21 protein-coding genes are annotated in these 24,880 nt (G+C 59.0%); 6 read left to right on the top strand and 15 right to left on the bottom strand.

What is annotated here, in order from left to right; all coding sequences use genetic code 11:
* The first annotated feature begins 442 nt into the window (after window positions 1-442).
* Complete coding sequence (locus ABX749_RS00655) at window positions 443-1,693, top strand: Na+/H+ antiporter NhaA (protein ID WP_372894311.1); 1,251 nt, start codon at window positions 443-445, stop codon at window positions 1,691-1,693.
* 62 nt (window positions 1,694-1,755) lie between these two features.
* Here the strand turns inward: ABX749_RS00655 and ABX749_RS00650 are convergent, their stop codons facing one another.
* The 12 genes from ABX749_RS00650 to flgB form a co-directional block, all read right to left on the bottom strand.
* Window positions 1,756-2,823, bottom strand: a complete 1,068-nt coding sequence (locus ABX749_RS00650) for a flagellar biosynthesis protein FlhB (RefSeq protein WP_372894310.1) — start codon at window positions 2,821-2,823, stop codon at window positions 1,756-1,758.
* Between the two features lie 3 nt (window positions 2,824-2,826).
* Window positions 2,827-3,597: a flagellar biosynthetic protein FliR gene (locus tag ABX749_RS00645; RefSeq protein ID WP_372894309.1), complete on the bottom strand. Its 771-nt coding sequence runs from the start codon at window positions 3,595-3,597 to the stop codon at window positions 2,827-2,829.
* On the bottom strand, window positions 3,594-3,863 hold the full coding sequence (locus ABX749_RS00640; RefSeq protein WP_095739164.1) for a flagellar biosynthetic protein FliQ: 270 nt from the start codon (window positions 3,861-3,863) through the stop codon (window positions 3,594-3,596). Before ABX749_RS00640 ends, ABX749_RS00645 begins: the two co-directional genes overlap by 4 nt.
* A gap of 15 nt (window positions 3,864-3,878) precedes the next feature.
* On the bottom strand, window positions 3,879-4,604 hold the full coding sequence (locus tag ABX749_RS00635) for a hypothetical protein (protein WP_145217368.1): 726 nt from the start codon (window positions 4,602-4,604) through the stop codon (window positions 3,879-3,881).
* Window positions 4,605-4,607: 3 nt separating this feature from the next.
* Window positions 4,608-5,042 (bottom strand): flagellar FliJ family protein, encoded by a 435-nt coding sequence (locus ABX749_RS00630; RefSeq protein WP_145217371.1) that lies wholly within the window; start codon window positions 5,040-5,042, stop codon window positions 4,608-4,610.
* Window positions 5,039-6,340 carry a FliI/YscN family ATPase gene (locus ABX749_RS00625; protein WP_372894308.1) on the bottom strand — a complete coding sequence of 434 codons (1,302 nt, stop codon included), beginning with the start codon at window positions 6,338-6,340 and terminating at the stop codon, window positions 5,039-5,041. The genes ABX749_RS00630 and ABX749_RS00625 overlap by 4 nt, the downstream gene beginning before the upstream one ends.
* 1 nt (window position 6,341) lies before the next feature.
* On the bottom strand, window positions 6,342-6,944 hold the full coding sequence (locus ABX749_RS00620) for a FliH/SctL family protein (RefSeq protein ID WP_372894307.1): 603 nt from the start codon (window positions 6,942-6,944) through the stop codon (window positions 6,342-6,344).
* 1 nt (window position 6,945) lies between these two features.
* Window positions 6,946-7,953: a FliG C-terminal domain-containing protein gene (locus tag ABX749_RS00615; protein WP_372894306.1), complete on the bottom strand. Its 1,008-nt coding sequence runs from the start codon at window positions 7,951-7,953 to the stop codon at window positions 6,946-6,948.
* A 26-nt stretch (window positions 7,954-7,979) separates the two neighbouring features.
* A complete protein-coding gene (gene fliF / locus ABX749_RS00610; RefSeq protein ID WP_145217382.1) occupies window positions 7,980-9,512 on the bottom strand; it encodes a flagellar basal-body MS-ring/collar protein FliF in 1,533 nt (510 codons plus the stop codon).
* A 70-nt stretch (window positions 9,513-9,582) separates the two neighbouring features.
* The gene (fliE, locus tag ABX749_RS00605) at window positions 9,583-9,906 is read right to left on the bottom strand and encodes a flagellar hook-basal body complex protein FliE (RefSeq protein ID WP_145217385.1); all 324 of its coding nucleotides are present in this window, start codon (window positions 9,904-9,906) and stop codon (window positions 9,583-9,585) included.
* Window positions 9,906-10,337, bottom strand: coding sequence for a flagellar basal body rod protein FlgC (flgC, locus tag ABX749_RS00600; protein WP_259636646.1), 432 nt, complete (start codon window positions 10,335-10,337; stop codon window positions 9,906-9,908). Before flgC ends, fliE begins: the two co-directional genes overlap by 1 nt.
* A 55-nt stretch (window positions 10,338-10,392) precedes the next feature.
* Window positions 10,393-10,746, bottom strand: coding sequence for a flagellar basal body rod protein FlgB (gene flgB, locus ABX749_RS00595; RefSeq protein ID WP_095739173.1), 354 nt, complete (start codon window positions 10,744-10,746; stop codon window positions 10,393-10,395).
* 283 nt (window positions 10,747-11,029) lie between these two features.
* Between flgB and ABX749_RS00590 the strand changes: the two genes are divergently transcribed.
* Genes ABX749_RS00590 through ABX749_RS00580 form a run of 3 tightly spaced genes read left to right on the top strand, consistent with a single transcriptional unit; the run spans window position 11,030 to window position 13,201 of the window.
* Entirely contained in the window at window positions 11,030-11,803 is a 774-nt protein-coding gene (locus ABX749_RS00590; RefSeq protein WP_095739174.1) for a motility protein A, read from the top strand.
* A 4-nt stretch (window positions 11,804-11,807) separates the two neighbouring features.
* Complete coding sequence (locus ABX749_RS00585; protein ID WP_145217391.1) at window positions 11,808-12,461, top strand: flagellar motor protein MotB; 654 nt, start codon at window positions 11,808-11,810, stop codon at window positions 12,459-12,461.
* Entirely contained in the window at window positions 12,458-13,201 is a 744-nt protein-coding gene (locus tag ABX749_RS00580; RefSeq protein WP_372894305.1) for a flagellar motor protein MotB, read from the top strand. The genes ABX749_RS00585 and ABX749_RS00580 overlap by 4 nt, the downstream gene beginning before the upstream one ends.
* On the opposite strand, the gene ABX749_RS00575 is transcribed toward ABX749_RS00580, so the two are convergent.
* Window positions 13,202-16,462, bottom strand: coding sequence for a dockerin type I domain-containing protein (locus ABX749_RS00575; RefSeq protein WP_372894304.1), 3,261 nt, complete (start codon window positions 16,460-16,462; stop codon window positions 13,202-13,204). It abuts the gene before it with no gap.
* Window positions 16,463-16,901: 439 nt separating this feature from the next.
* On the opposite strand from ABX749_RS00575, the gene ABX749_RS00570 reads away from it, so the two are divergent.
* Window positions 16,902-18,581 (top strand): hypothetical protein, encoded by a 1,680-nt coding sequence (locus ABX749_RS00570; RefSeq protein WP_372894303.1) that lies wholly within the window; start codon window positions 16,902-16,904, stop codon window positions 18,579-18,581.
* A gap of 163 nt (window positions 18,582-18,744) precedes the next feature.
* On the opposite strand, the gene ABX749_RS00565 is transcribed toward ABX749_RS00570, so the two are convergent.
* Window positions 18,745-20,784, bottom strand: a complete 2,040-nt coding sequence (locus tag ABX749_RS00565; protein WP_372894302.1) for a M13 family metallopeptidase — start codon at window positions 20,782-20,784, stop codon at window positions 18,745-18,747.
* A 215-nt stretch (window positions 20,785-20,999) separates the two neighbouring features.
* Window positions 21,000-22,427 (bottom strand): sulfatase, encoded by a 1,428-nt coding sequence (locus ABX749_RS00560; protein ID WP_372894301.1) that lies wholly within the window; start codon window positions 22,425-22,427, stop codon window positions 21,000-21,002.
* A gap of 355 nt (window positions 22,428-22,782) precedes the next feature.
* Here ABX749_RS00560 and ABX749_RS00555 point away from each other — a divergent pair, with 355 nt between their 5' ends.
* Entirely contained in the window at window positions 22,783-24,495 is a 1,713-nt protein-coding gene (locus tag ABX749_RS00555) for a peptidylprolyl isomerase (RefSeq protein ID WP_372894300.1), read from the top strand.
* Window positions 24,496-24,880: the final 385 nt, after the last annotated feature.

The following is a 24,880-nucleotide window of genomic DNA, read 5'->3' as shown; positions in this document are numbered from 1 at the left end:
GCTGGTGTGCAGGCTTTAGCCGCCCATCTTGCTGCTTCGCAGCGAGCAGATGCGCCTAAAGGCTGGACACCAACCTGCGCTGGTGTGCAGGCTTCAGCCGCCCATTTCGCTGCGGAGCAGCGACCCGGATGCGCCTAAAGGCTGGACACCAACCTGCGCTGGTGTGCAGGCTTTAGCCGCCCATTTCGCTGCTTCGCAGCGCGTGGGGATGCGCCTCAAGGCTGGACACCAACGGCATTCACGCTTCACACGCCAATGACGGCGAGTCTCACGCGTGACGGTTGTCCCTCAGTCTTGGCGATCCGACGTCAATGACTTGCGATTGAGGGGCAATCGTCAGTCATGCCGGCGAACTTCTGGCGCCCCGCTTTAACCGCGAACTACGCTTGCGAGACCTCCAAGATAGTGCTTCCCTACCAAGTAGATGATGAGATAAAGCCTGATGGCGACAGCATCGACGAATGCGAATCCGGTTCGATCATTCCTATACAACAACTCCATGTTCCTGGTCCTGGGATCGTTGGCTGCCTTGTTGTGGGCCAACGCCGATGGCTTGTTTTCCGGGCATTCGTATCACAACTTTGTGCACGTCAACCTGTGGCCGTTTGCCGGATCCGGGCACGGTGATCACGGCGGTCATGGTTTGACATTCCACTTTGTGGTCAACGATATTCTGATGGCATTGTTCTTTGCCATTGCCGCCAAAGAAGTTTGGGAATCGATTTTGCCCGGTGGGGCACTCTCCAACATGCGGACCGCCGCGACACCCCTGTTGGCAACCGCCGGCGGTGTGGTCGGTCCTTCGGTGGTCTATCTGGTCGGTGCCGTTGCCGTGGGGCAATACTCCGAACTTGGAAACGGATGGGCGATCCCCTGTGCGACCGACATTGCGTTCAGCTATCTGATTGCGCGTTTGATCTTCGGCAACGGGCATCCGGCGATTTCGTTCTTGCTGCTGTTGGCGATTGCCGACGATGCCTTGGGGCTGGCGATCTTGGCGGTGTTTTATCCGTCCAGCGAGGTCAACCTCGCATGGTTGGGCCTGACGGCGATCGCCGTCACGACAGGCTTGGGTTTCAAACGCAGCGGGATACGAAATTTCTGGTGGTATTTGGCCATCCCGGGAATCATGAGTTGGATCTCGTTCTACATGGCCGGCATTCACGCGGCACTCGGTTTGGTGCCCATCATCGCCACCTTGCCCCACGCGAACACTGATGCGGGACTGTTTGCCGAAACCGGTGAAGAAACAGATACATTGAACCAGTTCGAGCATTGGTGGAAAGAACCCGTCGAGCTGATCTTGGGTCTGTTCGCCTTGGTCAACGCCGGCGTGGTGTTGTCGAGTGTCGGTGCGGGAACCTGGCTGGTGACCATGGGGCTGTTCGTGGGCAAACCCCTCGGGATTTTCGCTTTCAGCTACTTCGCCGTTCGCGTGTTAAAACTCGATTTGCCCGGCGGAATGAACCTCAAACACGTCGCAGTGATCGGTTGCATCGCCAGTTTAGGGTTCACCGTGGCCCTGTTCGTCTCGACCGCTGCATTCCCGAATCCGGGACCGATCCAAGACTCCGTCAAGATGGGCGCGTTGCTGAGCTTCCTGGCGCCGGTCAGCGCCTTGGCAACGGCCTGGTTGATGGGCATTCGCCCGGCGTTCTTGGGCGGTGGCGAAGACGTTAGCCCGGACGCGTAAGCAAGGGGTTGCGGCGTCGCCCCTTGCCAACACATGGGCGTTCACCTGATCGCGTTGAAGCGTTAGATCGCCGAACGCATGCGATTGACGAAGTTCAGGATTTCGGCGACCGCCTGGTACAACTCGAACGGGATCGCGTTGCCGATTTCGACGTTTTTGAACAGGAATCGCGCCACCGGTTTTCTCTCGACCACGGGCACACCGTTTTCCTTGGCGATCGCGATGATCTTTTTCGCCACGAAGTCCGCTCCCTTGGCGATCACGATCGGCGCTTCCATGTTATCGCGGTCGTATTGAACCGCGACGGCGAAGTGGGTCGGGTTGGTGATGACGACGGACGCCTTGGGCACGTCCGAAAGCATCCGCTTACGCCCCATTTCGGCTTGCAGTTGTTTGATCCGTGCCCGAACCATCGGATCACCCTCGGACGATTTGTGTTCCTCCTTGATGTCTTGCCGGCTCATCTTCATGTCTTCCAGGTGTTTCCATTTTTGGAATCCCAAGTCGATCATGCCGATGAAGGTGATCGTGGCGGCAATGGCCAGTGAGCATTGGACCAATAATCCGCCGAGAAAAAACATCAGCTCTTGAATCGAACCGAATCCGGAGGTCGTGATCTGGTCGATCTTTGATTGACCGACAAAGACGGCGATGGCGACGATGACGGCGGCTTTGGCCAGCGAAAGTGCTCCGCGGACGGCGCTCTGCATCGAGAAGATTTTCTGGAACCCCTTGATCACGCTCAGTTTGTCGACGTTCAGTTCCAAGGGTTTAAAGCTGAGGTTGAAACTGGTTTGCAGCAGTCCGGTGGCTGCCGCGAGAATGCCCAGGGGAGCGACGATCGCCATCACGGCCGCGCCGATGCGAAGGGTTTCGTCGATAAAGGCTTTGACCAGCAGACGAGGATCAACCACCACTTCCTCGAATTCGGTCATGCGGTGTTCGATGGATCCCGTGAGGGTGCCAAAGAACCAATCTCCCAAGGACCAATAGAAAAACGCGGTCGTCGCCAGAATCACTCCGCCGACCAGCTCCGCACTGAACCCGATTTGGCCATCCTCGCGGGCTTTGCGCAGCCGCTGCGGTGTTGCTTCCTCGGTCCTCTGATCGCGATCTTGATTCTCGGCCATCGATCACCCCAACAACGATTGCATCAGGTATTCGATGTCTTCTTGCACGCGATAGAAATAGATTTCGACCGCACCGAACAGGATCGGGCAAAACAGAAACAGCAACAGGCCGCCGAAACCGACGCGGATCGACATGCCGACCGAAAACAGATTCATCGCCGGCGCGGCGCGATTGAGGAACGCCAGAACCAGCGTGACCAACATCAACAGCACCAGCAGGGGCGCGACGATCAACAGTCCGTAATCGCTGGTCCGATTGAAGGCAGTCACCAATTCTTCGGTGGGCAATTCGAGCAGGCCCACCCGCGTCATCGTCTCGTTGAACGAAAGGTGCAGCGAGAGGATGATGAAGTGATGCAGATTGAGCGAAAAGAACAACAGCATCGAAAAGGCTTCGAAGACACGTGAGACCAGCGTCGACGAATCCTGGCTGCCCGGATCGCTGATCGCAGCGAGGGAGAGCCCGAGTTCCTGGGCGATGTAAGACCCGGCGATTCGCGCCGGCCAAAAAAACAGCCCCAGCACCAGGCTGAGCAACAAGCCGATACAAATCTCTTTGAACACCAGAAACAAGAACAGCAAGCTGCCGACGTCGTCGAGTGACAGTTGGGGCATCACGTTCTTGGCATCGGCCAACCAAAAAACAGAGAGCGCCGTCGCCAGTCCCGCTTTGACCTGGTTGGGAAGTTGTTTCTTGCTGAACAGCGGAAAAAACGCGACGAATACCGAGACGCGGGCGAGCACCAATAAAAACAGGACAACGTCGCCGGTCATTTCACAAATTCGACCATTTGTGTCATCAAGCCCAGCGTGTAGTTCTGGAGCGTGACGAGGTACCAGTTGGACATGAAGATCAGCACGAAGACCACGCAAACGATTCGGGGTGCGAACGAGAGCGTTTGTTCCTGGATGCTGGTGACGGTTTGGCCGATGCTGATCAGCAAACCGACGACCAGGCTGACCACGACGACCGGCGCGGTCAGCAGCAAGGCCATCGCGAAAAACTCACGACCGATCAGTACGACGTCTTCAATTTCCATCCTTGGATCCGGTTGCTATTTGTTTGTCAAGGCTTCGATCAACTGGTCGACCAGAATCGGGTCGTTCATGGCGCCCAGGATCTTCGACTTTTGGCGGTCGGGCATCTTCTGCAGCAGCGAAGCGGCAAAGCCCATCTTGCCGTTGTTGGAGAATTCGCGAATGTATTCGGCGGCCTGTTCGGGTTGCAGGCCTTCGAACCAGCCTTTGACTTCATCGGCTTGGGTGTCGGCGCTGGACACCGTGTTGACCTTCTTGGTGTCCGCCTTTTTGGTCAGTTTTTCGAGTTCTGTCTTTTTCTGTTCGACGTCGGACAAGGTCGATTTCAATTCTTCGGTCATCCGGCTCAGCATGTCCAATTTGGTGTCGATGCCTTCGCTGAACGCACGCAATTCGTCCTGTTCGGTGGCCAGGTCATCGAAGATCAATTTGACCCTCATCTCGTCGCGTTTGACGCGTTCTTCGCGTTCGGCGAGTTCCTGCTCCATGCGTTTGATCGAGTCGCTCATCTGCAGCACGGCTTCGACCGAGACGTTGTTATCGGGGCGAAAGGAGACGGGGACGGCATCCCCCTGGGGATCGATCGCTTCGTCGGCGGCGAGTTCGCCCCGCGGTTCGGTCGGATCGGCCGAGTCGGTGGCCTCCAGATCGGCGGGCGTCTTTTTGAGCAGGAACTGGGTTGCACCGGCAGACAAGCCGAAAATGACGGCGCAGGTAATCATCGCCGTAATGATCGCTTTCATGTTCTAATTCCTTGCGTACTTTTTAAGCGCGTTTTCATCTGCCAATAACATTTGTTGCGTCATGGCGTCTGCATCAAATTCGAGCCTTCGCTGGTCCATCAGGATTTCCAGTCCGCGAACCCGCGTGCGTTGATCCATCACGCGCGAACGCGCCTCGGCACGCTCGGATTCGCATTTGGAGAGGACTTCGCGGACGATTTTGATGGAACGATCGATGCTGTCGATCCAGAGATTGGTTTGCGTGAGCGATTCAATCGAACAGTCCTGGTTGATTTCCAGCCCCTGCCGTTTTAACGCTTCGAATTCATCGAGTCGTTTTTGGTGCGACGCCAACATCGCATCGATGCGAGCGAGTTCTCCGATCAAGACATTCAACTGACTGGTTTCCAGCGAATGAATGCGACGAATTCGATCGATCTTTTTCTTTAATTCGCTCATTGTGGCTGCCCGATCAGTTGGTGCAGCCTACTGAGACCGGCTTGGGTCGACGCCAACGTGCTCGGTGCGTCCATGGCCTGTCGCAAGAACCGGTTGACCTCGGGGTAGGTCTCGATCGCGCGATCGGAATCCGGCATGGCGCCTTTTTGATAGGCGCCGATTTGGATCAGATCTTCGACTTCGAAGTACTTTGCCAAGACCCGGCGGATGCTGGCGGCTTGCTGCTGATGCGGTTTGTCGGTGACCTCTTTGAACAGCCGGCTGGCGCTCTTGAGCACGTTGATCGCGGGAAAGTGGCCTTCGTGGGCGAGTTTTCGATCCAGAACGATGTGTCCATCCAGGATCGCCCGCGCCGAATCGGCGACCGGTTCGTTCATGTCGTCGCCGTCGACCAGTACCGTCAGCAGACCGGTGATGACGCCCTTGTCGCTGGTCCCGAGCTGTTCGAGCAACTGGGCCATCTTCTGGAACACGCTGGGGGTGTAGCCGCGCGACGTGGGCGGTTCGCCGAGCAGCAGCCCGAGTTCGCGTTGTGCGTGTGCCAGACGGGTCAGGCTGTCGAGCATGAACAGGATGTTCATGCCTTGCGAGCGAAACCAACTGGCGATCGCGACGGCGGATTCGCTGGCACGGATCCGGGCCAAAGGCGGCTGGTCGGAGGTCGAGACGATGACGACGGATCGGGCCAGGCCTTCTTTTCCCAGCGTGTCTTCGATGAAGGGACGGACCTCTCGCCCACGTTCGCCAATCATGGCGACGACGTTGATGTCGCATAAGGCGTGTTTGGCGATCTCGCCCAACAGCGTGCTCTTGCCCACACCGCTGCCGGCGAACAGTCCGACCCGTTGGCCTTGCCCCATCGTCAGCAACCCGTCGATCGAACGGACGCCGGTGACGAAAGGCTGGCGGATCAGCGGACGTGTCAGTGGATCGGGTGATTCAAAGTGCAGTTCGGCCGTGGCGTCGCAATGGATCGGACCGAGTGAATCGATCGGGCGTCCCAGCGAATCGATGACACGTCCGAGCAGTTGGCGACCGACGGGGACACGCATCCGTTTGCCGGTGGACACCACGACGTTGCCACGTTGGAAATCGACGCCGGAATGATAGGGCATCAATTGCGCTTTATCGTCGTTGAACCCGATCACTTCGGCCAACACGCTCTGGCCGGTCGACGAGGTGATTTGCACCAGCTCACCGAGCCCGGCATCGATGGTCGCGCACATCCGGCCTTCGACGCTTTGCAAGCGCCCGGTCGCTTGAAGCCATTGGTCGTTTCGCAGCGTCGACGTCAGCATGCTAGGCGTCTCCCCTGATCATCGACATCTGTTTCCCCGCGGCGTCGAGGAACGATTCCAGTGACGCGAGGAAGCCCTTGCCGTTGGATTCGATTCGGCAGTCGCCCGGCTGGACCGTGGCATCGGCTTGAATCTCGATCGCCTCGTATTCCACTTGGGACAACCAGGATTCCAACGGCGTGACACAGTCCGGGTTCACGAAGATGACCGCGGATTGGCTGGGGTGCACTTGGCGAAGCAAAATGTTTGCGAAGTGTGCGACGCGTTCTTCGACAAGGCTGCTGTCGCTGCCGAGGGCCTGCTTGGCCAATTGCGTGGCCGCCGCGGTCAGCTGCACACCGATTGAGGAAAACTCTTGCTCGAGTTTGGCGTCGAGGTGCTGGAGTTGCTGCTCGATCGATTGCAGTGTCTTCAGTGCGGAGGCGGCGATGTCGTCGCGGGACTCCGCGGCGGACCGGGCGTTCGGTGTTGATGCTGCCGGAGCATTCGCCGAGACATTCATCGCGGCGCTGGACACGCCACTGGTCGACGGCATCGCAAGTGGGCCGCGTGCGACGGTGACGTTGGCCAGGGATTGATCGAAGGGGATTTGAATCACAGCCATGTCAATCGATTTTCACCTCACCGGCTTCGCACAGGCCGGCCAAGATTTTGGCAATCGAACCCCGTGCCTCCATGATCTCCTCTTCGGTCGCGTTGGTCTTGAATTCCATTTCCTCTTGCAGCGACTCCTTGGCCCGTTTGGACATGTTGGACAAGATGAACGTCAGCAAGGATTCATCGACCTGCTGGAGGGCACAGACCAGGGCATCGGTCTGGCATTGTCCGAGCAGTTTTTGCAGGTCTCGGTCACCGAGTTTCTCGATGTCTTCGAAGCGGTAGAGTTGATTTCGAACGGTTTCGGCCAGGTCGCTGTCGCGTTTTTCCAGTTCGTCGAGCATCGGTTTGCGGAGCGCCCTGGGGAGCGAACGCATCAGGTTCGCCATCTGGGAGGTGGTTTCCTGTTCGGTCTCACGCTCTTCGACCTGAAGCGACAACTGCAGTGCTTTGGCGAGAATGCGTTCTTGGATCAACGATGAAACGGTCAGCGGCTGGGCCAGTTGCAGGAACACGTTGGGGCGAACCGCTTCGGGCAGGAATTCGAGTGTTTTCGCGGCGTGTTCGTTGGCCAGTTTGCGCAGCACGATCGCGGTGGCGACCGGGTTTTCGTTCTTGAGCGCCTGGGCGACTTGATAGGGGTGCATCAAGTTGAGATCGCGAACGGTGTCGCCGGTCAATTTTGGCGGTGTGAAGCGTTTGGTCGGTTCGATTTCGACGTCAAAGCTTTCTTCGGCGATCTGCAGGATCTTGGGGCCGTCGTCGTCGTGCTGCTCGTCTTCCGGCGTGGGGTCCTTTTTATCGACCGTCTGCAGAGCCATGTGGAAGTAGTCTTCAAAGTCGCCGAGGACCATATCGACTTCTTCCTGACTGGGCGGATAGGACTCAAAGTCCTTGAGTGCCTGATCGAGTTCGTCCAAGGCTTCGCCGGAGAGATCTTGCCGGGCCATCTCGGTGGCCTCGTCCCCCATCAGGTGCAAGAGCAGCGCGAGACGCTCGGGTCGAGTCAACATCATCTTCATCGTTGCCAACCCTCCTGTGGTCACGCGGCGTTGCGTTTATCGGAATCTCGATCGGAATCGGCTCCGGACCAAGATCGAACGACCTGTGCAAACACTTCGGGGTTTTCTTTGATCATCCGGGACAATTCGCTGACGTTTTCCAGGCGGGTACCGTCGATTTGTTGATCGGCTCCGATGCCGCCCGGTTTGCTGGCCGGTCCGAACCGGCGGAGCAGCATGAGGCCTAACACAAAGGCCAGCAGGGCGGCAATCGCAAGTGATGCCTTTTCAACAATCGACGTGATCTTGGTCCAGTCAAACGTACTTTCCGGAGCCGTCATGGTGAGCAAGGGCTCGGGAAATGGCAGGATTTCGACGGAAATGGTGTCGGTGTCGTCGCGAAAACCGACCGCATTCTTGACAATCGCGCTGACTTTTTCGTTCAGCCCCGGCGTCAACGCGCCGTCTTCGCCCTTGATGCCGTTGGCTTCGGAGTTGACCAGGACGCTGACGCTGAGGAAATTGCGGACGGGCGTGGAATTGGCTTGCGTTTCTTCGGTGATCGGGACCAGGTAGCTGGTTTTGACGTTTTCGGTCTTGTTGAGAATGTTGCTGGTGCCGGTCGCCCCCCTGCGTGAATTCAAATTGGACGCAACTCCCGCGGCACCGACGGCGGCCGGGGCGGTGTTGGTGGTCGTTTCGGAGATCAAGTCTTCTTGGCTGGGGACGGCGCCGTCGGCGTCGTATTTGGTGGTTTTGGTCGAACCCTGGGTGAACGTCATGTCCAAGCTGACTTGGACACTGGCGTTGCCATAGCCAAGGAACTGCAGCAGTTGCGATTCGGCCTTGTGGGCCAGTTTGCGTTCGGCCTCGGCGATGTACTCGACTTGGCTACCGATTTGCTGTGCCTGCTCGTCCGGCACGGTATAGCTGCGACCGTCTCGGTCGGTGATTTGAACGGCTTCGGGACGCAGGTCTTCGACGGCATAGGCGACAAAGGAAGCGATCGAGGCGGCTTGCTGGTCGTTCAACCGGGCTCCGTAACGCAGGGTCAGCATGACGCTGGCCGAGGGCGGAGAGGTTTTGCGTTCGAACGGGCCCTTGTCGGGAATGTTCAGGTGAACGTCGGCGTTTTCGACGATCTCGAGTTTCTTGATCGTCGAGGCGAGGCTTTGTTGCTTTTGCAAACGCGCTCGGTTGCGGCGTTCGGTCGGGCTGCCGAACGCACCCCCCATGGGCAGATCGGCGACGGCCCCGGCGTCTGCAACGCCATTGGTGCGTGCCAACAAACGGGCTTTGGCGAAATCGCGTTTGTCGACCAACAGATTCCCGCCGGCTCCGGAGAGTTGGTAATCGATCCCGGCCTTGTCCAAGGCGTTGATCACACGATCGACTTGGTCCCCTTCGGCCTGGCTGACCAGCACGACGTAGCTGGGTTGGACCGACCAATAGCCCACGCCTCCAACGGTGACCGCACACAGCACCGCCAACAGCAGGATTCCGATCCTTGCTGAAGGAGAGCTGTGCCGCCAGATATTCAGGAGGGCATCGATATAGGGCTGGATAACGTTCAAGGCAAATCAAGCAAGCGAAAGTCGCGTTTGGGAGGTAACACGAAGGTCGTCTAAAACTGCAGGGGGTTGGCTAGAATTGCATGCGCATCAGTTCGTTGTAGGAATCGACGATTTTGTTGCGGACTTCCATAAAGACTTGAAACGACATCTCGGCCTTGACGACCTCCATGACGACTTGCTGGACGTCCTGGTTTTCACCCGAGACCAGGCCTTGGATCGCTTCTTCGGATCGGATCTGGTCTTCGTTGGCACGGGCCATCAGGTCCATGAACAGATTGCGATCCCCCGCCTCGGGCTTTTCGACCGCGGTGGGGAAGGCGATGTTGGGCGACCCCGTCGTGGTGACGGGGTTGGTGGCCAACGGATTCGGACCGATGGGGGGCAGGGCAGACATCACTGGCCTCCTTGGAGCAGTGTGAGCGTTTGTTCGACCATCTCTTTAAAGACGCTGATCGCTTTGGAGTTCGCTTCGTAGGAGCGACTGGCCGTGATCAGGTCCACCATTTCTTCAGGAATCTTGACGTTGGAGAGTTTCACGAAGCCGTTCTCGTCGGCGTGTGGGTGCGCCGGGTTGTACAGGGTCGGAAATTCGCTGCTGTCGCCTTCGACGCCGACCACTTCGACCCCGTGCATCGCCGCACCGCCATGTTTTCCATGGGCGTGATCCAGCCCCGCGGCAAACACCACCGCCTGTCGACGGTAGGGCTCGCCGGTGTCCGTCATCGTGGTGCCGGCATTGGCGATATTGTTGGCCGTCACCTCCATCCGAAACCGCTCGGCGGCGAGGCCGGAGGCGGCGATGTCAATCGTTGGAAATCGAACCATCAATGCGTTCCTTCGTCACTGTGTTTGATTGTCGGGGTAACTCTCAAAACCACCCCTAGCCCGAAATGGCACGCCGCATGGTGGAAACCCTGGATGCCAGTAAGTGCGAAAAGGCTTGAAACGCCAACGCGTTCTCCTTCAGTTCCGCTACTTCCTTCTCCAAGTTGACATTGTTCCCGTCCACCCGCTCTTCCAATCCCTCCAAATCCTTGACCGGCAATTCAGTGCCGGCCCCGTCCTTGGCCTCGGAGGATTGAAGCTGAGCCAACAAACGCTCAAATTCCAAACGCTTGGTCTTGTAGCCAGGCGTGTTGACATTAGCGATGTTCTGGCTGACAACGCGATGGCTTTTTTCCGAAGCGTTGACGGCCGAGCCCAACAGATCCATTTGGTAAAATATTCCAGACATACCGTTTGTATCGGCCTGTTAAGCTGTCCGGGTTAAGGACAAGTTGCGGAGAATGTTGGCGAAACCCCGTCTCGGCGCCGTCTGTCGGTGAGGGTGTTCCCTCAATTAGGCCATCCTGTGGGGCTGAGTCGATGGCAATTCGGTCGATCTCTACCGGTGAACTAAGAATCGAAAGACGGTTTTGATACTCGATTCCAACGCAGACCAGGATGCCTCCGCACGGGCCCCGGCTGCGAACACTAAGGGGCGGCAATTCGGTGTCGCGGGGGAGAACTCGGCTGTAATGGATATCGCAACAATCATCGGACTGATCCTGGGGTTCGGTCTGATTCTGGCCTCGATCGCGATGGGTGGAGGCGGCCTGGGGCCGTTCATCGATCCCCCCAGCATGATGATCGTGTTCGGGGGTGCGACGGCGGCCTCCCTGATCAACTTTCCCCTCAAGTACAACCTGGGCGCCTTCGGCGTCATCTTGAAGTGCTTCCTGTTCAAGTTGCCCAGCGCCCAGGAAACCATCGCGCAATTCAAAAAGTTCGCCGAAGTCGTTCGTAAAGACGGCTTGCTAGCATTGGAAGATCAAGCCGCCGAGATCAAAGACGACTACATGCGACGGGGCTTGGAATCGCTGATCAGCGGCGTCCCGGCCGAAGACGTCGCGCGGACGCTGGAAACCGAACTGGCGTACATCGAGCAACGGCACGTGACGGGCAAGAAGATCGTCGACTCGGCCGGTGCAGCCGCGCCCGCGTTCGGCATGATCGGCACCCTGATCGGTCTGGTCCAGATGCTTCGCTCGTTGGACGACCCCAGCAAGATCGGTGGCGGGATGGCGACCGCGTTGTTGACAACACTCTATGGAGCATTGATCGCCAACGTGGTCTGTATTCCGTTGGCCGGAAAGCTGGAAACGCGCAACCAAGAAGAAACGATGATTCGTGAATTGATCATTCGCGGCATCGCCTTGCTCGGTGAAGGCGAGAGTCCACGGGTGGTCGAAGAAAAACTACTCGGGTTCCTGTCTCCGAAATCTCGCCGATCGATTTTGGCAAAGGCTTAGACCGATGGCGAGCGATACCCCTGACGACCCGCCGGAAGACATCCCGGCGTGGTTCATGACGTACAGCGACGTGATCACGCTGTTGATGACGTTCTTTATTCTGTTGTTGACGTTTGCCACGACCGAGCCGGAGCGGTTTGAAAAGGTCACCGCCAGCGTGTTCGGCGCTGCCGGAGCGACGGGTGTGGCGGGTCATGAACATGACAAGTTGGATCGCAACTCGTGGAGCCAACGGATCCGTCCGCGGGCGGCTCGGATCGCGATGCAGGGCAGCGAAATGCCGCCGATCGAAAAAGAAATGACGACCAAAGCGATCGGACGCGGTTTGGAAGCGGTCAGCGAACAGGCCAGTCAAAAGGACGTGATGAAGTCCTACGCCTTTGAAATGCCGTTGGACAAACTGGTCGATCGCAATCTGAAACTCACCCAACGCGGGATGCAAGTCGCCGCCAAGTTGTCCGCTCAATTGAGGTCGCTTAGCATTCACTGCACGTTCGAAATCTCGGACCGTGACATGGACCAACGGGTCTGTGCGCTGGCAGACCATCTGTACCACGTCGAACGCGCCCGTCCGGGGCAAATCGGAACCAGCGTCGCCGACAACGTGACTTCGCGAATGGTTCGAATCGTGATTGAAAAATACGAGGGCAACCGATGAGCAAACGGAAAAAACTGGCGCCGAGCGTTCCCAGCAAGGCGTACCTGGTTTCGTTCGGCGACACGATGACGGCACTGCTGGCGTTTTTTATCGTGCTCAATTCATTGGCCAAGGAACAGACCGGGGCGAACATGCACTCCGGTACCGGCTCCTTCGTCAACGCATTCTCCAGCTCCGGCCAACCCGGTCATCTCAGTGGCAGCCGCTCCAACGAGGTGATTCAGCAAGAAGCGCAAAAGCCGATCTATGCCCTGGCGGAGAACATGAAGGACAAGTCGGACAAGCATGTCGGCCCCGACGACGTCAACGAACACCAGCGGGTCATCGACCGCGAGAAAGAGCAATTCCAAAAATTCCTTACCGAGTTGGAATCGCAGTTGGACCTGGACGCGCTGCCGAAAATCGAAGACCAGGTCGTGTTCGATTCGTTCGAGCCACCGGACGCGGCCACCGGGAAACTCAGCTTGCACGCCGTCCAGCTGATTTCCGAAGCGGTGTCGAAGCTGCGTGAACCCGGCGTGACGCTGGAAATCGTCCTCTGGGCGGACATGCCCCGGGCATCGAGCTTAAAACGAAAGCTGGACAAATCCGTGGAGCTGCGTCGTGAAGTCGAGCGGACGTTCTGGATGAAAGCCAACCAGAAGACTCGGATTCGCTACCGCGTCAAACCGTGGCTGTTCGCCGACGCCAAACGACCGTACCTGTCGGTGATCCTGGGCAAAACGTCCGAGGCGCCTTGATCACTCCTTCGATTCATCGAGCAACGTGATCAGCTCGTCGATGGCACGAGTCAGTTCGGGGTTCTGGTCTTCGTCTCGGATCTGGTGAAGCCAATCGGTTGCTTGGATCGTTTGCTCATACGTCAACGTCGCATCCGCTGTGGTGACGATCGCGGATCGATTTGCGGACGTGCCGGCGATGGACGGTGCATCGTTGATCGGGCCGCTGGTGTTCTGGTTTTCGCCGCCGTGTGATGGGTCAGCCTGTGGCGCGTCCACCAAGGGTGTGTTTTGCAAGGGCGAGCCGGACGGGGCGCGGTCGGCAGGAGAATTTTCGGTGGTCCCTTGGTCGTTGGAATCACCAGCATCTGGCCCGGTCGCGGGACTGTGGTTGCTGCCGCCGACGGTTCCGCCATTCTGGAGCGTGTTGAGGATATTGATGACCAGCAAGGCATCCAGCGCGGTGACTTGTCCGTCGCCGTTGACGTCGTATCCGTAGCCGGGGTCACCGGGGCCGACCGGACCGGGACCATAAATGTTCAGATAATTGATGATGGCCAGTGCATCGAGCGGCGTCACGGTTCCGTTGCCGTCGACGTCGTAGGGATTGTCATCGTTGTGGAACGGCGTTTCGTTCTCCAGGACTTCGATCACAAACGTGGCCGTGACGGCATCGAAGACGGCCGACGTGTCTTGGGCGGTGATCGTCAGTTCGATCTGTTCGGCGGCGGAGCGGCGGACGAATCGATCGTCCAGGAGTTTCAGCTGTGATCCGTCGATTTCGAAACGTGGATCGTCGACGGTCAGTTCGTAGCTGTCAGCGGCCGCGAGACCATCGAGATGGACATCCCCGACCTCCGCGCCCGATTCGAGTTCCATCACCGTCTGGTTGGACAAGGTGATTTCGGTGATCGCTTCGGGGACATCCACGATCGGGACGCGCATCTCGGTCGACGTGGTGCTTCCCGCATTGTCGCTGGCGGTGACCGTCAGAACGACCACGGACTCGGCTTCGTAGTCGATCGATTCACCTTCCTTGAGCGAAAGTCGGTCCCCATGGACGACGAATCGCTCGTCATCGACCGAAAAGGTCAGGGTCTGACCGCGATCCTGGTCGAACGCTTCCAATTCGGCCACGAACGCTTGTTCGTCGTTCTCCATCACCATCGTGTAGTACGCCATCAGATCCATGACCGGATCGTTTTCATCCAGGACCGGGACCACCAGGTCGTGGCTGAAGTACTGTCCGGCGTCGCGATCGAATCCCGCCACGAGCAGATAGATCTCTGGTTCGACCTCGTAATCCAGGCCTCCGTTGACGAACACCAGCATGCCGTCTTCAATCATGAAACGCGGATCGTAGACTTCCAGGTCGTAGTCGTTGTTGATGTCGGCGTCGTCGATGTGGAGCGCACCGACTTCGTAGCGGCCTTGGGCGTGCTCGGGGACACCGTCACCGAGCAGTCGGATGCCGCGCGGCAGATCGGGTTGGGGGGCGATCGAGACGCTGAATTGAATCGGCTGGGAGGGGGCTTGTCCGTCGTGGAACCGGACAGAGAAGGAGTCGATGCCGTTGTAGTCGGCATCGGGCTGGTACTTCAGGCCGCCGTCGGGACGGAGCGTGACCGAACCGTGGGCGGGTTCTTCGACGATCAATGAAATCAGCCGGTCTCGGTTGGCATCGGCAACCAACGCGGCGATTTCAGACGCGTCGATTTCGAACGTCGCGTCTTCGCGGATCGACGCACTGAATCGATCGGGGACGCTCGGATGGTCGTTCTCGCCATCGACTTGCACGCCGAATTCGATCTCGACCTCGTCGTCTTCACGTTCCACCACGACGCGGTGCGCCACCGGTTGATTTAACTTGACCGATGAGGTTCCGGAGTCCCCCAGCAGGAACAACGAATCCAGCGACGGGCCTGGGACAATGCCGACCGGATTGCCCATCGATTCGGTCTCGATCGGAAGGCTCGTCAAAAGCTCGCCGTCGCGGATGTCGTGTAGCAACAGCACAAAGCCCGAATCGCGGGCGGTGACCGTCGCAATGGCCTCTTGTCCGGGAATGAAACTGGACGGGCCGGGCATGGGGGCAAAGCGGTGCAGGGGGGCGAAGCCGGCGTCGACATCCAGGATGCCCACGTCGCCTTCGGAATAACGCACCGCTAGCAGTCCCAAGGCATCATCGAAACTGAGCAACTCCGTCGCGCCTACGATTACCGTTTCGGTGCCGGAGATCCAGCTGGCCGCTTCGTTGCTCCACAGCGTCGCCATCAATGCCGGCGTGGAACCGTCCTCGCCGGCGGCCATCGAGTCGGTCGTCGCGACCTGAGGCCACGCCATCACGCTGCGGCTGCCGATTTCTCCGGGAGCTGTCGACAGATCGACCGAGTGGGCTGACGCGAGCACTTGGGTGCTGGACGGGACGGTGACACGGGTCGGCGTGACTTGTGCGTAAACCGGCAGGTCGCCGGAGCTGGACGGCGTGATCCGCAGCGTATGAATCGTCCCGGGGTCGCCCTGTTCGCTGCCGGCAGCGATCACGACGCCATTGCCGTCGGCTCCGACGGCGGATTGGGGAGCTGCGAACGCACGCGGGTCGGCCGAATATTGGATCAAACGCGGACCTTCGCCGCCGGCAGGCACCAACCAGATGCCTGATCGCTGTTGTCCAACTTCGGCGAAGGTGCCGGTGATGATCGATGCCGAAACCCCACCGGTCGGGCCGTTGGCGGTGGCGGTGACCAGTGCCGTCGCGGTAAAGCTCAGGGGGACCTGTGACGTTCGGGTGCCCGCCGTATCGACCTGTACAAGCGTGTCCTCGGTCAACACGCCGAGCTGATTGCCGGCCAGGATCGCATCGATGGGCGATTGAAACGACGCCGGCAACGGCGTCTGCACGGCGCCCACCGGAAAGGTTTGTCGTTGCTGCTGCGATCCGTCGAACAACCGCACCGGATACGTCCCGGCCGCCAGATCGTCGAACCGGAACTGGCCCTGGTCATCGCCGATCGCGTAGGGTTCGCCCGGGTCCAGGTTGGCGTTCTCGTTGGCATCGATGTACGCCAGTCGCGAATCGAGCCGGACTTCCGAAGGGTCCGGACGCATCGAGCCGTCGAGGTCGTGGTAGACCGACCCGCTGATGACCGCCAGCAAACGCCGCTGTCCCAGACTTTCAAAAATCAGTCGACGACGACGGCGTGACGACCGCGCCTTTTTCAACTCGCGTTCGCCGGTGGCTGATTCGTCGCCACCCACCTGCTGGGAAATTCCAGCATCCAACCGACGCGAACGATTGCTCGCGTTGCTACCTTTCGTTGATCGCCGGCGTGATCCCATTTCGTTCCGGTGAATTCCTAAATGGTGGAAGGTTCGGCACACCCCGTGCGGGTTCAGCTGCCCGCGCGTACAGCTCGATGCCGAGACCTCAGCGTTGACTTCGACTGATCGTTTGGCGATTGGTTCCCACCGAGGGGGGTGTTTTTCTGCACATTGAGAAACTTTTTTACATTCTCCCAACTTGGTGGAGATGCAACACTCGCCGCTGAAGGCGTCTATGATACGCTGTAACCGGCAATTGCGGTTGAGAAATTGACCGCTTTTGAGCCGATTGACGCACCACTTTTAACGCGTCAATCGTGGCTCCGCCCCGCAGACTTCAGCCCCGCAGATGAGGGACGGTCGGCCGTCTCCTTCGTCGCAACTTCTGACGAGATCGCACATGGCTACTCTTTTGATGAACGTTCCGCAACGGTTCGGGTACCTGTTTTGTTTGCCGAAGGCCGCGGCAATGCCGCTGGTCGTGATCGCGATCGCCCTGGCCGGGATCGCCTGCTCCGCCCCCCCCGCACATGCCCAAACCGAAGGCTACGAGGACGAGATGGGGATGGAGGGGTACGAAGACGAGATGGACATGGAAATGGGCATGGAGGAATACGACTACGACATGTACGGATCGTCGGGTCCGGGTGGACGCTCCCGGCCGGGACGCGGCATGTCCACCCAAGACCTGGTCGCCGCACGGCTCTCCGCAGCCCTGACTTCGGCGTTTGAATCGACGAATTTCGCGACCTTGGCCGATCCCGCTGCCGCGCCGCCGGTCCAAGCCGGCCCCGTGTTGCTCAACGATGCCATCGTGGCCTACGCCAAAGGCAAACACGAATTGGCCATGCGGCTTTACTTTGGCCACATCGTCGCCGAGTACGAATCGGCCCAAAACCAGCTGCAACTGGTCAAGTACAGCCCCCTGATGAAACGCCCGACGTGGCAATTGCGTTGGGGCATCTCATACGCCGTGCGCGGCGACGCGACCGATCCGCAACCGATCGGTGACGTCAATCCGGCCGGACGCGGCGGATTCGGCAGCGGCTTCGACGACAGCGGGATGGAAGCCGGCATGGATGACTTTGGGATGGAAGAAGATTTCGGCGTGCCCGGCGGAGGTCGCGGCCCCCGCGGCAGTGGCGGACCGGGGATGGAGGACATGGATAGCATGGAAGACATGGACGGCATGGATGAGATGTACGAACAAGAAATGATGATGATGGGCTCCGGCCGTGCCCGCAGTCGTGCCGCTGCCCCGGCCGCCCTGAGTCCGGCCGACAGGCTCGCCGCCCTCGACGTGACCATGATCAGTGAAGAAGCCGAAACGAGCCTGTCCAACACGTTGGGAATGGTGACCACCATCCTGGGCGAAGAGTTTGATCGACGTTACACCCAGGGCGACTTCGGTCGAGCGATGACGGATGTCACCTCCGAATCGGGCAGCGTGGAAACGGTCTCCGAAGAGTTTGTCCAACTGATCGAAAACGCAGGCGACTCCCTCCCACTGTGGCGGCCGGGAATCGTGTTTCTCGGCGAAGGCGACTCGTCGGACAACGTCCGACGCGCTCAAAAGGCCGGCTTGGATCTGATCATCCATCTCGATGTCCTGCTCAAACCACTGCGTGGCGAGTACACCCAAAACATCAGCCGCTGCCGGCTGCTGCACGTGCCGACCGGCAAATCGCTGGGGGTCTCCAAGACGATTGATTCACTCGAATTCGCCCAGAAAGCTCGGACGAAGAACATGGCCTCCAGGGACTACATCGGCGAGCAGTTGGCCAATTTCTTCGGAATCATCGATCGGGAAACCATCACCACGGAACTTCCCAGCTTGACCCCTGCCATCGCCAGCAAACGAATCGGGTCGCTGTTGGCCAGCGGAGGCGGGCTGAACTTGCGAACGCTCGCCGAAGTTCGTCTGTTCCAATCCCAGCAACTGCTCAATGAAGATGAAGTGCTGACGGCCTTCGACATCGTCGGCGGCGAAGAAGCGATGGCGCTGATCTATGGATCCGAAGAAGAACGTTTGCGGATCGTTCGCAAATGGGCCGCCGGACGCACCAGCGACGAGGAGTAGCAGTCGCTGCGTCCGCTCGTTACCAACGCGTTCTCGATAACGGAATCATTGGAAGTGGCAGAATCATGCGGGAGAATCATTCTGCCACCCCCGTCTTGCCAAGACCGCCGTCTGGCGACGGCAGCGACGCAGTCATCATCCGCTGTGTGCTAACAGCTCACAGCTACCAGATTCGCACGCGGTCCTCGGGAGCCAGGTACAACTCGTCGTCTTCGCTGACCTCGAAGGCTTCGTACCAGGCATCCATGTTGCGGACGATTCCGTTGACGCGAAACTCGCTGGGGCTGTGGGGATCGACGTTCAGTCGCCGTACCAACTCGGGGTCGCGATACAGCCGTCGCCAAATTTGGGCCCAGCCCAGGAAGAACCGTTGGTCACCGGTCAGGCCGTCGATGACCGGAGCGGGGGAGTCGCCGAGGGACAAGCGATAGGCGGCATAGGCGACACTCAATCCGCCCAAGTCGCCGATGTTTTCCCCCAGCGTCAACTCGCCGTTGACGTATTTCCCTTCGATCGCTTCGAAACCGTTGTACTGCTCGACCAGCCCGCCGGCGCGTTTCTCGAATTCCGCCCGGTCTTCTTCGGTCCACCACATCCGCAGGTTGCCGTTGCCGTCAAACTTGCTGCCCTTGTCATCGAACCCGTGGCTGAGTTCGTGACCGATCACGGCGCCGATCCCGCCGTAATTGACCGCATCATCGGCAGCCAGGTTAAAAAAGGGCGGCTGCAAGATTGCCGCGGGAAAGACGATTTCATTCATCGTCGGGTTGTAGTAGGCATTGATCGTTTGCGGGGTCATGTGCCATTCATTGCGGTCGATCGGACCACCCAGCTTGTTGAGGTCACGCTCGTATTCGAACCGGGCCGACGCCAACAAATGATCGCCGAGCACGCCGTCACCGATCTTCAATTTGTCGTAGTCCTTCCACTCGTCGGGGTAACCGATTTTGGTCGTGAACTTGGACAGTTTTTCGAGCGCCTGTTTCTTGGTCCCTTCGCCCATCCAGTCGCGTGACTCGATGCGGCCTCGGAAGGCACGAATCAAGTTGTCGACCAATTCGTTCATCCGTTTCTTGGCGACGGGTTTGAAGTGTTTTTCGACATACAACTGGCCGACCAGTTCGCCCAGCACGCCGCCGGTGACGTCCACACCGCGTTTCCACAGTGGTTGCTGGACGTCGATTCCGCTGATCGCCGTGTCGTGGAAATCGAAATGGCGTTTCTCGAGTGTTTCGCTCAGCCCCGACGCCGAACCGTCGATCGTGTGGTAGGTGAAGTAGTCTTTCCATTGCTCGATCGAAAACTCGTCGAACAGCTCCGCCAACGCTTCGATGTAGGACGGCTGTCGGACGACGACGGTGTCGAGGGCGTCGATCCCCGCGGCTTGGGCGTAATCGAACCACTTCATCGTCCCCAACATCGCATCGATTTCGGCATGCGTTCGTTGGTTGTAGGTGGCGATCGGATCACGGTTTTCCGTTTTGGTCCAATGAATCTTGGCGATCCTGCTTTCGATGTCGACGATCGATTTCGCCGCCGCCTCGGGGTCGGGGTGCTCGACAAACCGCAGCAGATCGGCGATGTACGTGTGCAGTTTTTGGCGCAGCTCGACGTAACGTTCTTCGTCCAGCAAGTAGTAGTCGCGGTCGGGCAGCGACAGGCCCGATTGCGTCACGTAAACGGTGTAGGCATCGCTGTTTTTGGCGTCGATCGACACATAGGGAACCAGCGGCGCTCCGACGCCGGCGCGGCGCAGTGAGCCGATCGTGGTTGCCAGCGAGGTTTGTGAATCGACCGCCGCGATCTCCGCCAGCAACGGTTCGATCGGGCGGAGCCCCGCGGCGTTTCGCGCTTCTACGTCGAGCACACTGCCGTACAAATCGCCGACTTTCTGTTTCGGCGTGCCCGGCGCCGCATTGGATTCGGCCGCCTGTTCGATCAGCGTTCGAACTTGGGCACGCGTGTTGTCATCCAGAACGGTGAAGATACCGTAGTTTGATTTGTCCGATGGGATCTCCGTTTCGGTCAACCAACGATCATTGGCATAGCGATAAAAATTGTCACCCGCAGCGACCGAATCGCTGAAGATCGACAGGTCGATGCCGGAGACTTTTTCGGCGGACTTTTCTTCAGCGACAACAGGCGAGAACGAGGCACAAGCGGCGAGCGTGACGACCGACAAACTCTTGGCGAAAAAACGCATCGGGAACTCCGTTTACGGGACGAGTCGGGGTGCAAGGGTTGCGACGCATGATTCTACGCAGAAACCCGGCCAGGTCGTACCCGCACGACTGGGTGCTGCCCCGGAATTTCGACGCACACGTTGGTGTCCAGCCTTCAGGCGCATCCCGCTCGCTGCTCCGCAGCGAAACCGGGCGGCGGTTGCCTGCACACCAGCGCAGGTTGCGTCACCCTCGATTACCGATGGTCGCGGCACCAGTCTTTGGTGTGCACGCCGCTGCGGATTCGCCATTCACGCAACTCGTCGAGCAATCGCCGTCGGTGCAATTGAGCTGACGGCTCGTCCCAGAGGTTGTTCAATTCGTCGGGGTCGGCGACCAAATCAAACAGCTGGCCGTGGGGTTCATCGAGAAAGTGGACCAGCTTGTGGGTCTTGTCACGAACCATCGTCATGAACTCACAACCGGTCAACACCGCATCTTTGACCTGTTCGCAATACACAAACGGGCGTCCTTGGAACGAGTCGGGGTTTTCCAGTGCACCGGCCAACGAGACGGCTTCCAGGTCCGGGGGCACGTCGACGCCGGCCCACTCCAGAATCGTCGGCCCCAAGTCCATCTGCTGCACCAGACCGTCGACCCGCCGGCCCTGATCAAACCGGCCGGGTGCCCAGACGATCATCGGGACGCGGGTGATCTGTTCGTACATCGTCCACTTTTGGCTTTGGCCGTGGTCGGTCAAGCAGTCCCCGTGGTCACTGGTGAAGATCACGATCGAGTTTTCTGCGTACCCGCCCGCTTCGAGCGCCGCCATGATCTGGCCGACCTTTTCGTCAATCATCGTCACGTTGGCCAAGTAATACGCGCGCTGACGCTGGCGCTGCTGTGGCGTCACGTCCAAGGGCATCACGACCGAATCATGGTCGACCTGCGAATTGTGAACCCGCAACTCTTGGAGCGCCGGAGGTTGCCCGTCCAGTTCCTCTCGGGTGACCGGAATCAACGGCAAGTCCTGTTTCAGGTAACGTTCGGCATAGCGTGGCACCGGATCGTAGGGGGGATGCGGTCCGGGAAACCCGATCTGCAAAAACAGCGGGTCTTTCTTGGGCGTGGATTCGATCCACCATTTGGCCATGTCCCCGACGAAGAAGTCCGGGTGGGTGTCGTCGGGCAATTCCCAGTCGAACGCGCCGAGCGACTCGTTGTAATCGGGAAGTTTGCGGTATTGCTCGCGTTGCTGCTTGACCAGTCCGCGAAAGCGGAGCGCCTTGTCCCATTCGTCAAAGAAGTAGCGACCTTCCAGATAGCGGTCTTTGTTTTCGACGACAAATCGCTCGTGAAAGCCCAGTTCGGTCAAAAACGGCCAGGTGTGCATTTTACCTATATTCGCACAATAATAACCTGCGTCGTTGAGCCGCTCGATCCAACTCCTCCGCCAGCGATCGGCGTTTTTGAGGATTCCGGTCGTGTGGGGAAAGTATCCCTTGAACAGGCTGGCGCGGGCGGCGGCGCAGGATGCTGCGGAGACGTGGCACTGATCGAACGAGACGCCTTCGCGGACGAGTCGATCCAGGTGGGGCGTGTGAACGTGCGGATAACCCAGCTCCGCGATCGTGTCATAACGTTGCTGGTCGGTGATGATGAAGATGATGTTGGGGCGTTGCACGTCGGCGAGTCTTCGTCGGGGGATTCGATGGGGACGGGAAAGGATCTGCGATGCAGCCTTATTGTCGAACGTGATCGCCAATCTTGCCACCGCAGTGCGGCGGGTCGGCAGGATTGGGATTCGACTTGAGGCGAAACGGAAATTTTTCTACTTTCGCGGGTCAGTCGACCGGACCGAGTAGTTTTCCGGGTCGATTCCCGCAACGCATGACCCGTGCGAACGATTCAAAGGAGTGATCGCCATGGTTTCTACGAATAGGCAACGCAACATCCGTTTTGCCGTTGGCTCCGCCCTTCCCACCCAAGGCTTTTTTGCCGCCCTCGTTTTCTCTGCCGCCCTCTTCTGTTCGGCCGCTGTGTCCGTATCGTCCGCGGTCGGCCAGGAAAGCAATTCGGTCGTCGCGGTGGTCAACGCCGATCCGATCACCCGCCAAATGCTTTCAACGGCAACCTTGGAACGTTACGGCGAAACGGTTTTGGACAACGTGATCGTCAACCGCCAGCTGATTCTGCAGGCCTGCAAAGACCGCGGTCTGGAAGTGACGCAAGCCGAAGTGGGACAAGAAATCCAACGTTTGGCGACCAAGTTCGGCTTTAGCGTGCCGGACTATTTAGGTCTGTTGCAAGAAGAACGCGACATTGATCCGGGCCAATACGGCCGCGAGATCGTGTGGCCGATGTTGGCGTTGCGAAAACTGGTGGCCGATCAAGTGGAGCCGACCGAAGACGAATTCAATCGCGCGTACTTGGCCCAGTACGGCGAAGCGGTGAAGTGCCGGATGATCATGGTGGCCGACGAACAACGAGCACGCGAGCTGCACCAGCAAGCGACGACCACGCCGGCTGCCTTCGGTGCACTCGCCAAAGCGCACAGCGAGGACGAAGTCAGCGCCAGCGTCGGCGGATTGATTCCCCCGATTCGACGCTACACCGGCGATTCCCGTCTGGAAGAAGCCGCATTTGCACTGGCCAACGACCAAATCTCGCCCGTGATGCAATTGGCCGATCAATGGATTTTTCTACAAGCCGTTCGACGCATCCCGGCCACGACGCCGCCGATGACGGCGATGCCGACGATTCGCGAACAGATCAGCGACCGAATTCGTGACCAAAAGATGAAGGGTGCCGCGAGCGAATTGTTCGCGAAACTGCAACGGGACGCCAACCTGGTGAAGGTCCTCGGCAACGCGGAGCTGATGCAACAGTACCCCGGCGTCGCGGCGATCGTGAACAACCAACGCATCAGCATCGCCCAATTGGCCGCCGAGTGTGTCAAGCGACACGGCAAAGACGTCTTGGACGGTGAGATCAATCGAAAGCTGCTGACCCAAGCCCTTTCCAAAGCCAAGAAGACGGTCGCCGAAGCGGACTTGCAAGCCGAGATCGCACGCGCGGCGAAAAGCTATGGCTACATCCGCAGCGATGGGTCGGCCGACTTGGCAGCCTGGACCGAATCGGTCACCAGCGACGGCGACACGACCTATGACATCTACGTCAAAGACGTTGTTTGGCCCAGTGTTGCACTGAAGAAGCTGGTCGAAGATCGCGTGGCGGTCACCGAAGACGACATGCAGCAGGGCTTCGAATCGAATTTCGGTCCCCGCGTGGAAATCCTGGCCTGTGTCTTGAGCGACCAGCGGACCGCACAAAAGGTCTGGAAGATGGCCCGCGATAACCCGTCGGAAGAATTCTTCGGACGTCTGGCCGAGCAGTACAGCATCGAGCCGGTTTCGGCCAGCAACAGCGGCAAGGTTCCGCCGATCCGCAAGTACAGCGGCCAGCCAACGATCGAGCGTCAAGCGTTCGCACTCAAGCAGGGTGAACTCAGCGGGATCATCGCGACCGGTGACAAGTACATCATCATGAAGTGCCAGGGGCGGACCAAACCGATCGTCGCCGACATCGAAGCGGTTCGCAGCGAACTGGTTCGAGATCTGACGGAAAAGAAGTTTGCCGCCGAGATGGCGAAGGAATTCGATCGACTCAAGGACACCGCCCAAGTCGATAATTTCTTCGTCGCCGCCAAAGAGATCGCCTCGGTCGCACCTTCGGGACAATCGACTCGGTAGCGTGAGACCGATACCGCTAACAAGAATAATTCGTTTGGTGTCAACGGAGAACGCCAGCGAACCGAATATCCCGGAGGGATTTCAGCGAGTAGCCGGAGGTCAGCGCAGCGCCACCTCCGGGAAGCACGTCGCCGACTCCCATCGACCCCGGACGGGGTCGCAGCGAATCCATCCGCCGGCGGTGCGGCAGTCCGCGTTGTTGAACGTGTGGATCGAGATGCTCGTTCACGTGGGACGGCAAGCCGGCGTCGAGGGCTCGGGCGTGATTTGCTTCGACACCCTCCGGGCAACGCTGTGAAGCATTTTTTAGCGGTAGGGCGCGAGCCCTCCGGTGTTTCGGGAACGATGAGGGACCGGAGGGCTTGCGCCCTGCCGCTAACACCTC

It is taken from the genome of Stieleria sp. (assembly GCF_041595215.1).
Classification (GTDB): Bacteria; Planctomycetota; Planctomycetia; order Pirellulales; family Pirellulaceae; genus Stieleria; species Stieleria magnilauensis.
Note: the sequence above shows the minus strand (reverse complement) of the source record. Positions and strands in the feature narration are given on the sequence as shown.

Bases quoted from the DNA above. Each gene is read 5' to 3' on its own strand.
- ABX749_RS00650 (WP_372894310.1), bottom strand. From the start codon at position 2,823: ATGGCCGAGAATCAAGATCGCGATCAGAGGACCGAGGAAGCAACACCG.
- ABX749_RS00615 (WP_372894306.1), bottom strand. From the start codon at position 7,953: ATGATGTTGACTCGACCCGAGCGTCTCGCGCTGCTCTTGCACCTGATG.
- ABX749_RS00620 (WP_372894307.1), bottom strand. From the start codon at position 6,944: ATGGCTGTGATTCAAATCCCCTTCGATCAATCCCTGGCCAACGTCACC.
- ABX749_RS00580 (WP_372894305.1), top strand. From the start codon at position 12,458: ATGAGCAAACGGAAAAAACTGGCGCCGAGCGTTCCCAGCAAGGCGTAC.
- ABX749_RS00645 (WP_372894309.1), bottom strand. From the start codon at position 3,597: ATGACCGGCGACGTTGTCCTGTTTTTATTGGTGCTCGCCCGCGTCTCG.
- ABX749_RS00655 (WP_372894311.1), top strand. From the start codon at position 443: ATGGCGACAGCATCGACGAATGCGAATCCGGTTCGATCATTCCTATAC.
- ABX749_RS00635 (WP_145217368.1), bottom strand. From the start codon at position 4,604: ATGAAAGCGATCATTACGGCGATGATTACCTGCGCCGTCATTTTCGGC.
- flgB (WP_095739173.1), bottom strand. From the start codon at position 10,746: ATGTCTGGAATATTTTACCAAATGGATCTGTTGGGCTCGGCCGTCAAC.
- ABX749_RS00625 (WP_372894308.1), bottom strand. From the start codon at position 6,340: ATGCTGACGTCGACGCTGCGAAACGACCAATGGCTTCAAGCGACCGGG.
- ABX749_RS00570 (WP_372894303.1), top strand. From the start codon at position 16,902: ATGGCTACTCTTTTGATGAACGTTCCGCAACGGTTCGGGTACCTGTTT.
- flgC (WP_259636646.1), bottom strand. From the start codon at position 10,337: ATGGTTCGATTTCCAACGATTGACATCGCCGCCTCCGGCCTCGCCGCC.
- ABX749_RS00590 (WP_095739174.1), top strand. From the start codon at position 11,030: ATGGATATCGCAACAATCATCGGACTGATCCTGGGGTTCGGTCTGATT.
- ABX749_RS00630 (WP_145217371.1), bottom strand. From the start codon at position 5,042: ATGAGCGAATTAAAGAAAAAGATCGATCGAATTCGTCGCATTCATTCG.
- ABX749_RS00565 (WP_372894302.1), bottom strand. From the start codon at position 20,784: ATGCGTTTTTTCGCCAAGAGTTTGTCGGTCGTCACGCTCGCCGCTTGT.
- fliE (WP_145217385.1), bottom strand. From the start codon at position 9,906: ATGTCTGCCCTGCCCCCCATCGGTCCGAATCCGTTGGCCACCAACCCC.
- ABX749_RS00585 (WP_145217391.1), top strand. From the start codon at position 11,808: ATGGCGAGCGATACCCCTGACGACCCGCCGGAAGACATCCCGGCGTGG.
- ABX749_RS00640 (WP_095739164.1), bottom strand. From the start codon at position 3,863: ATGGAAATTGAAGACGTCGTACTGATCGGTCGTGAGTTTTTCGCGATG.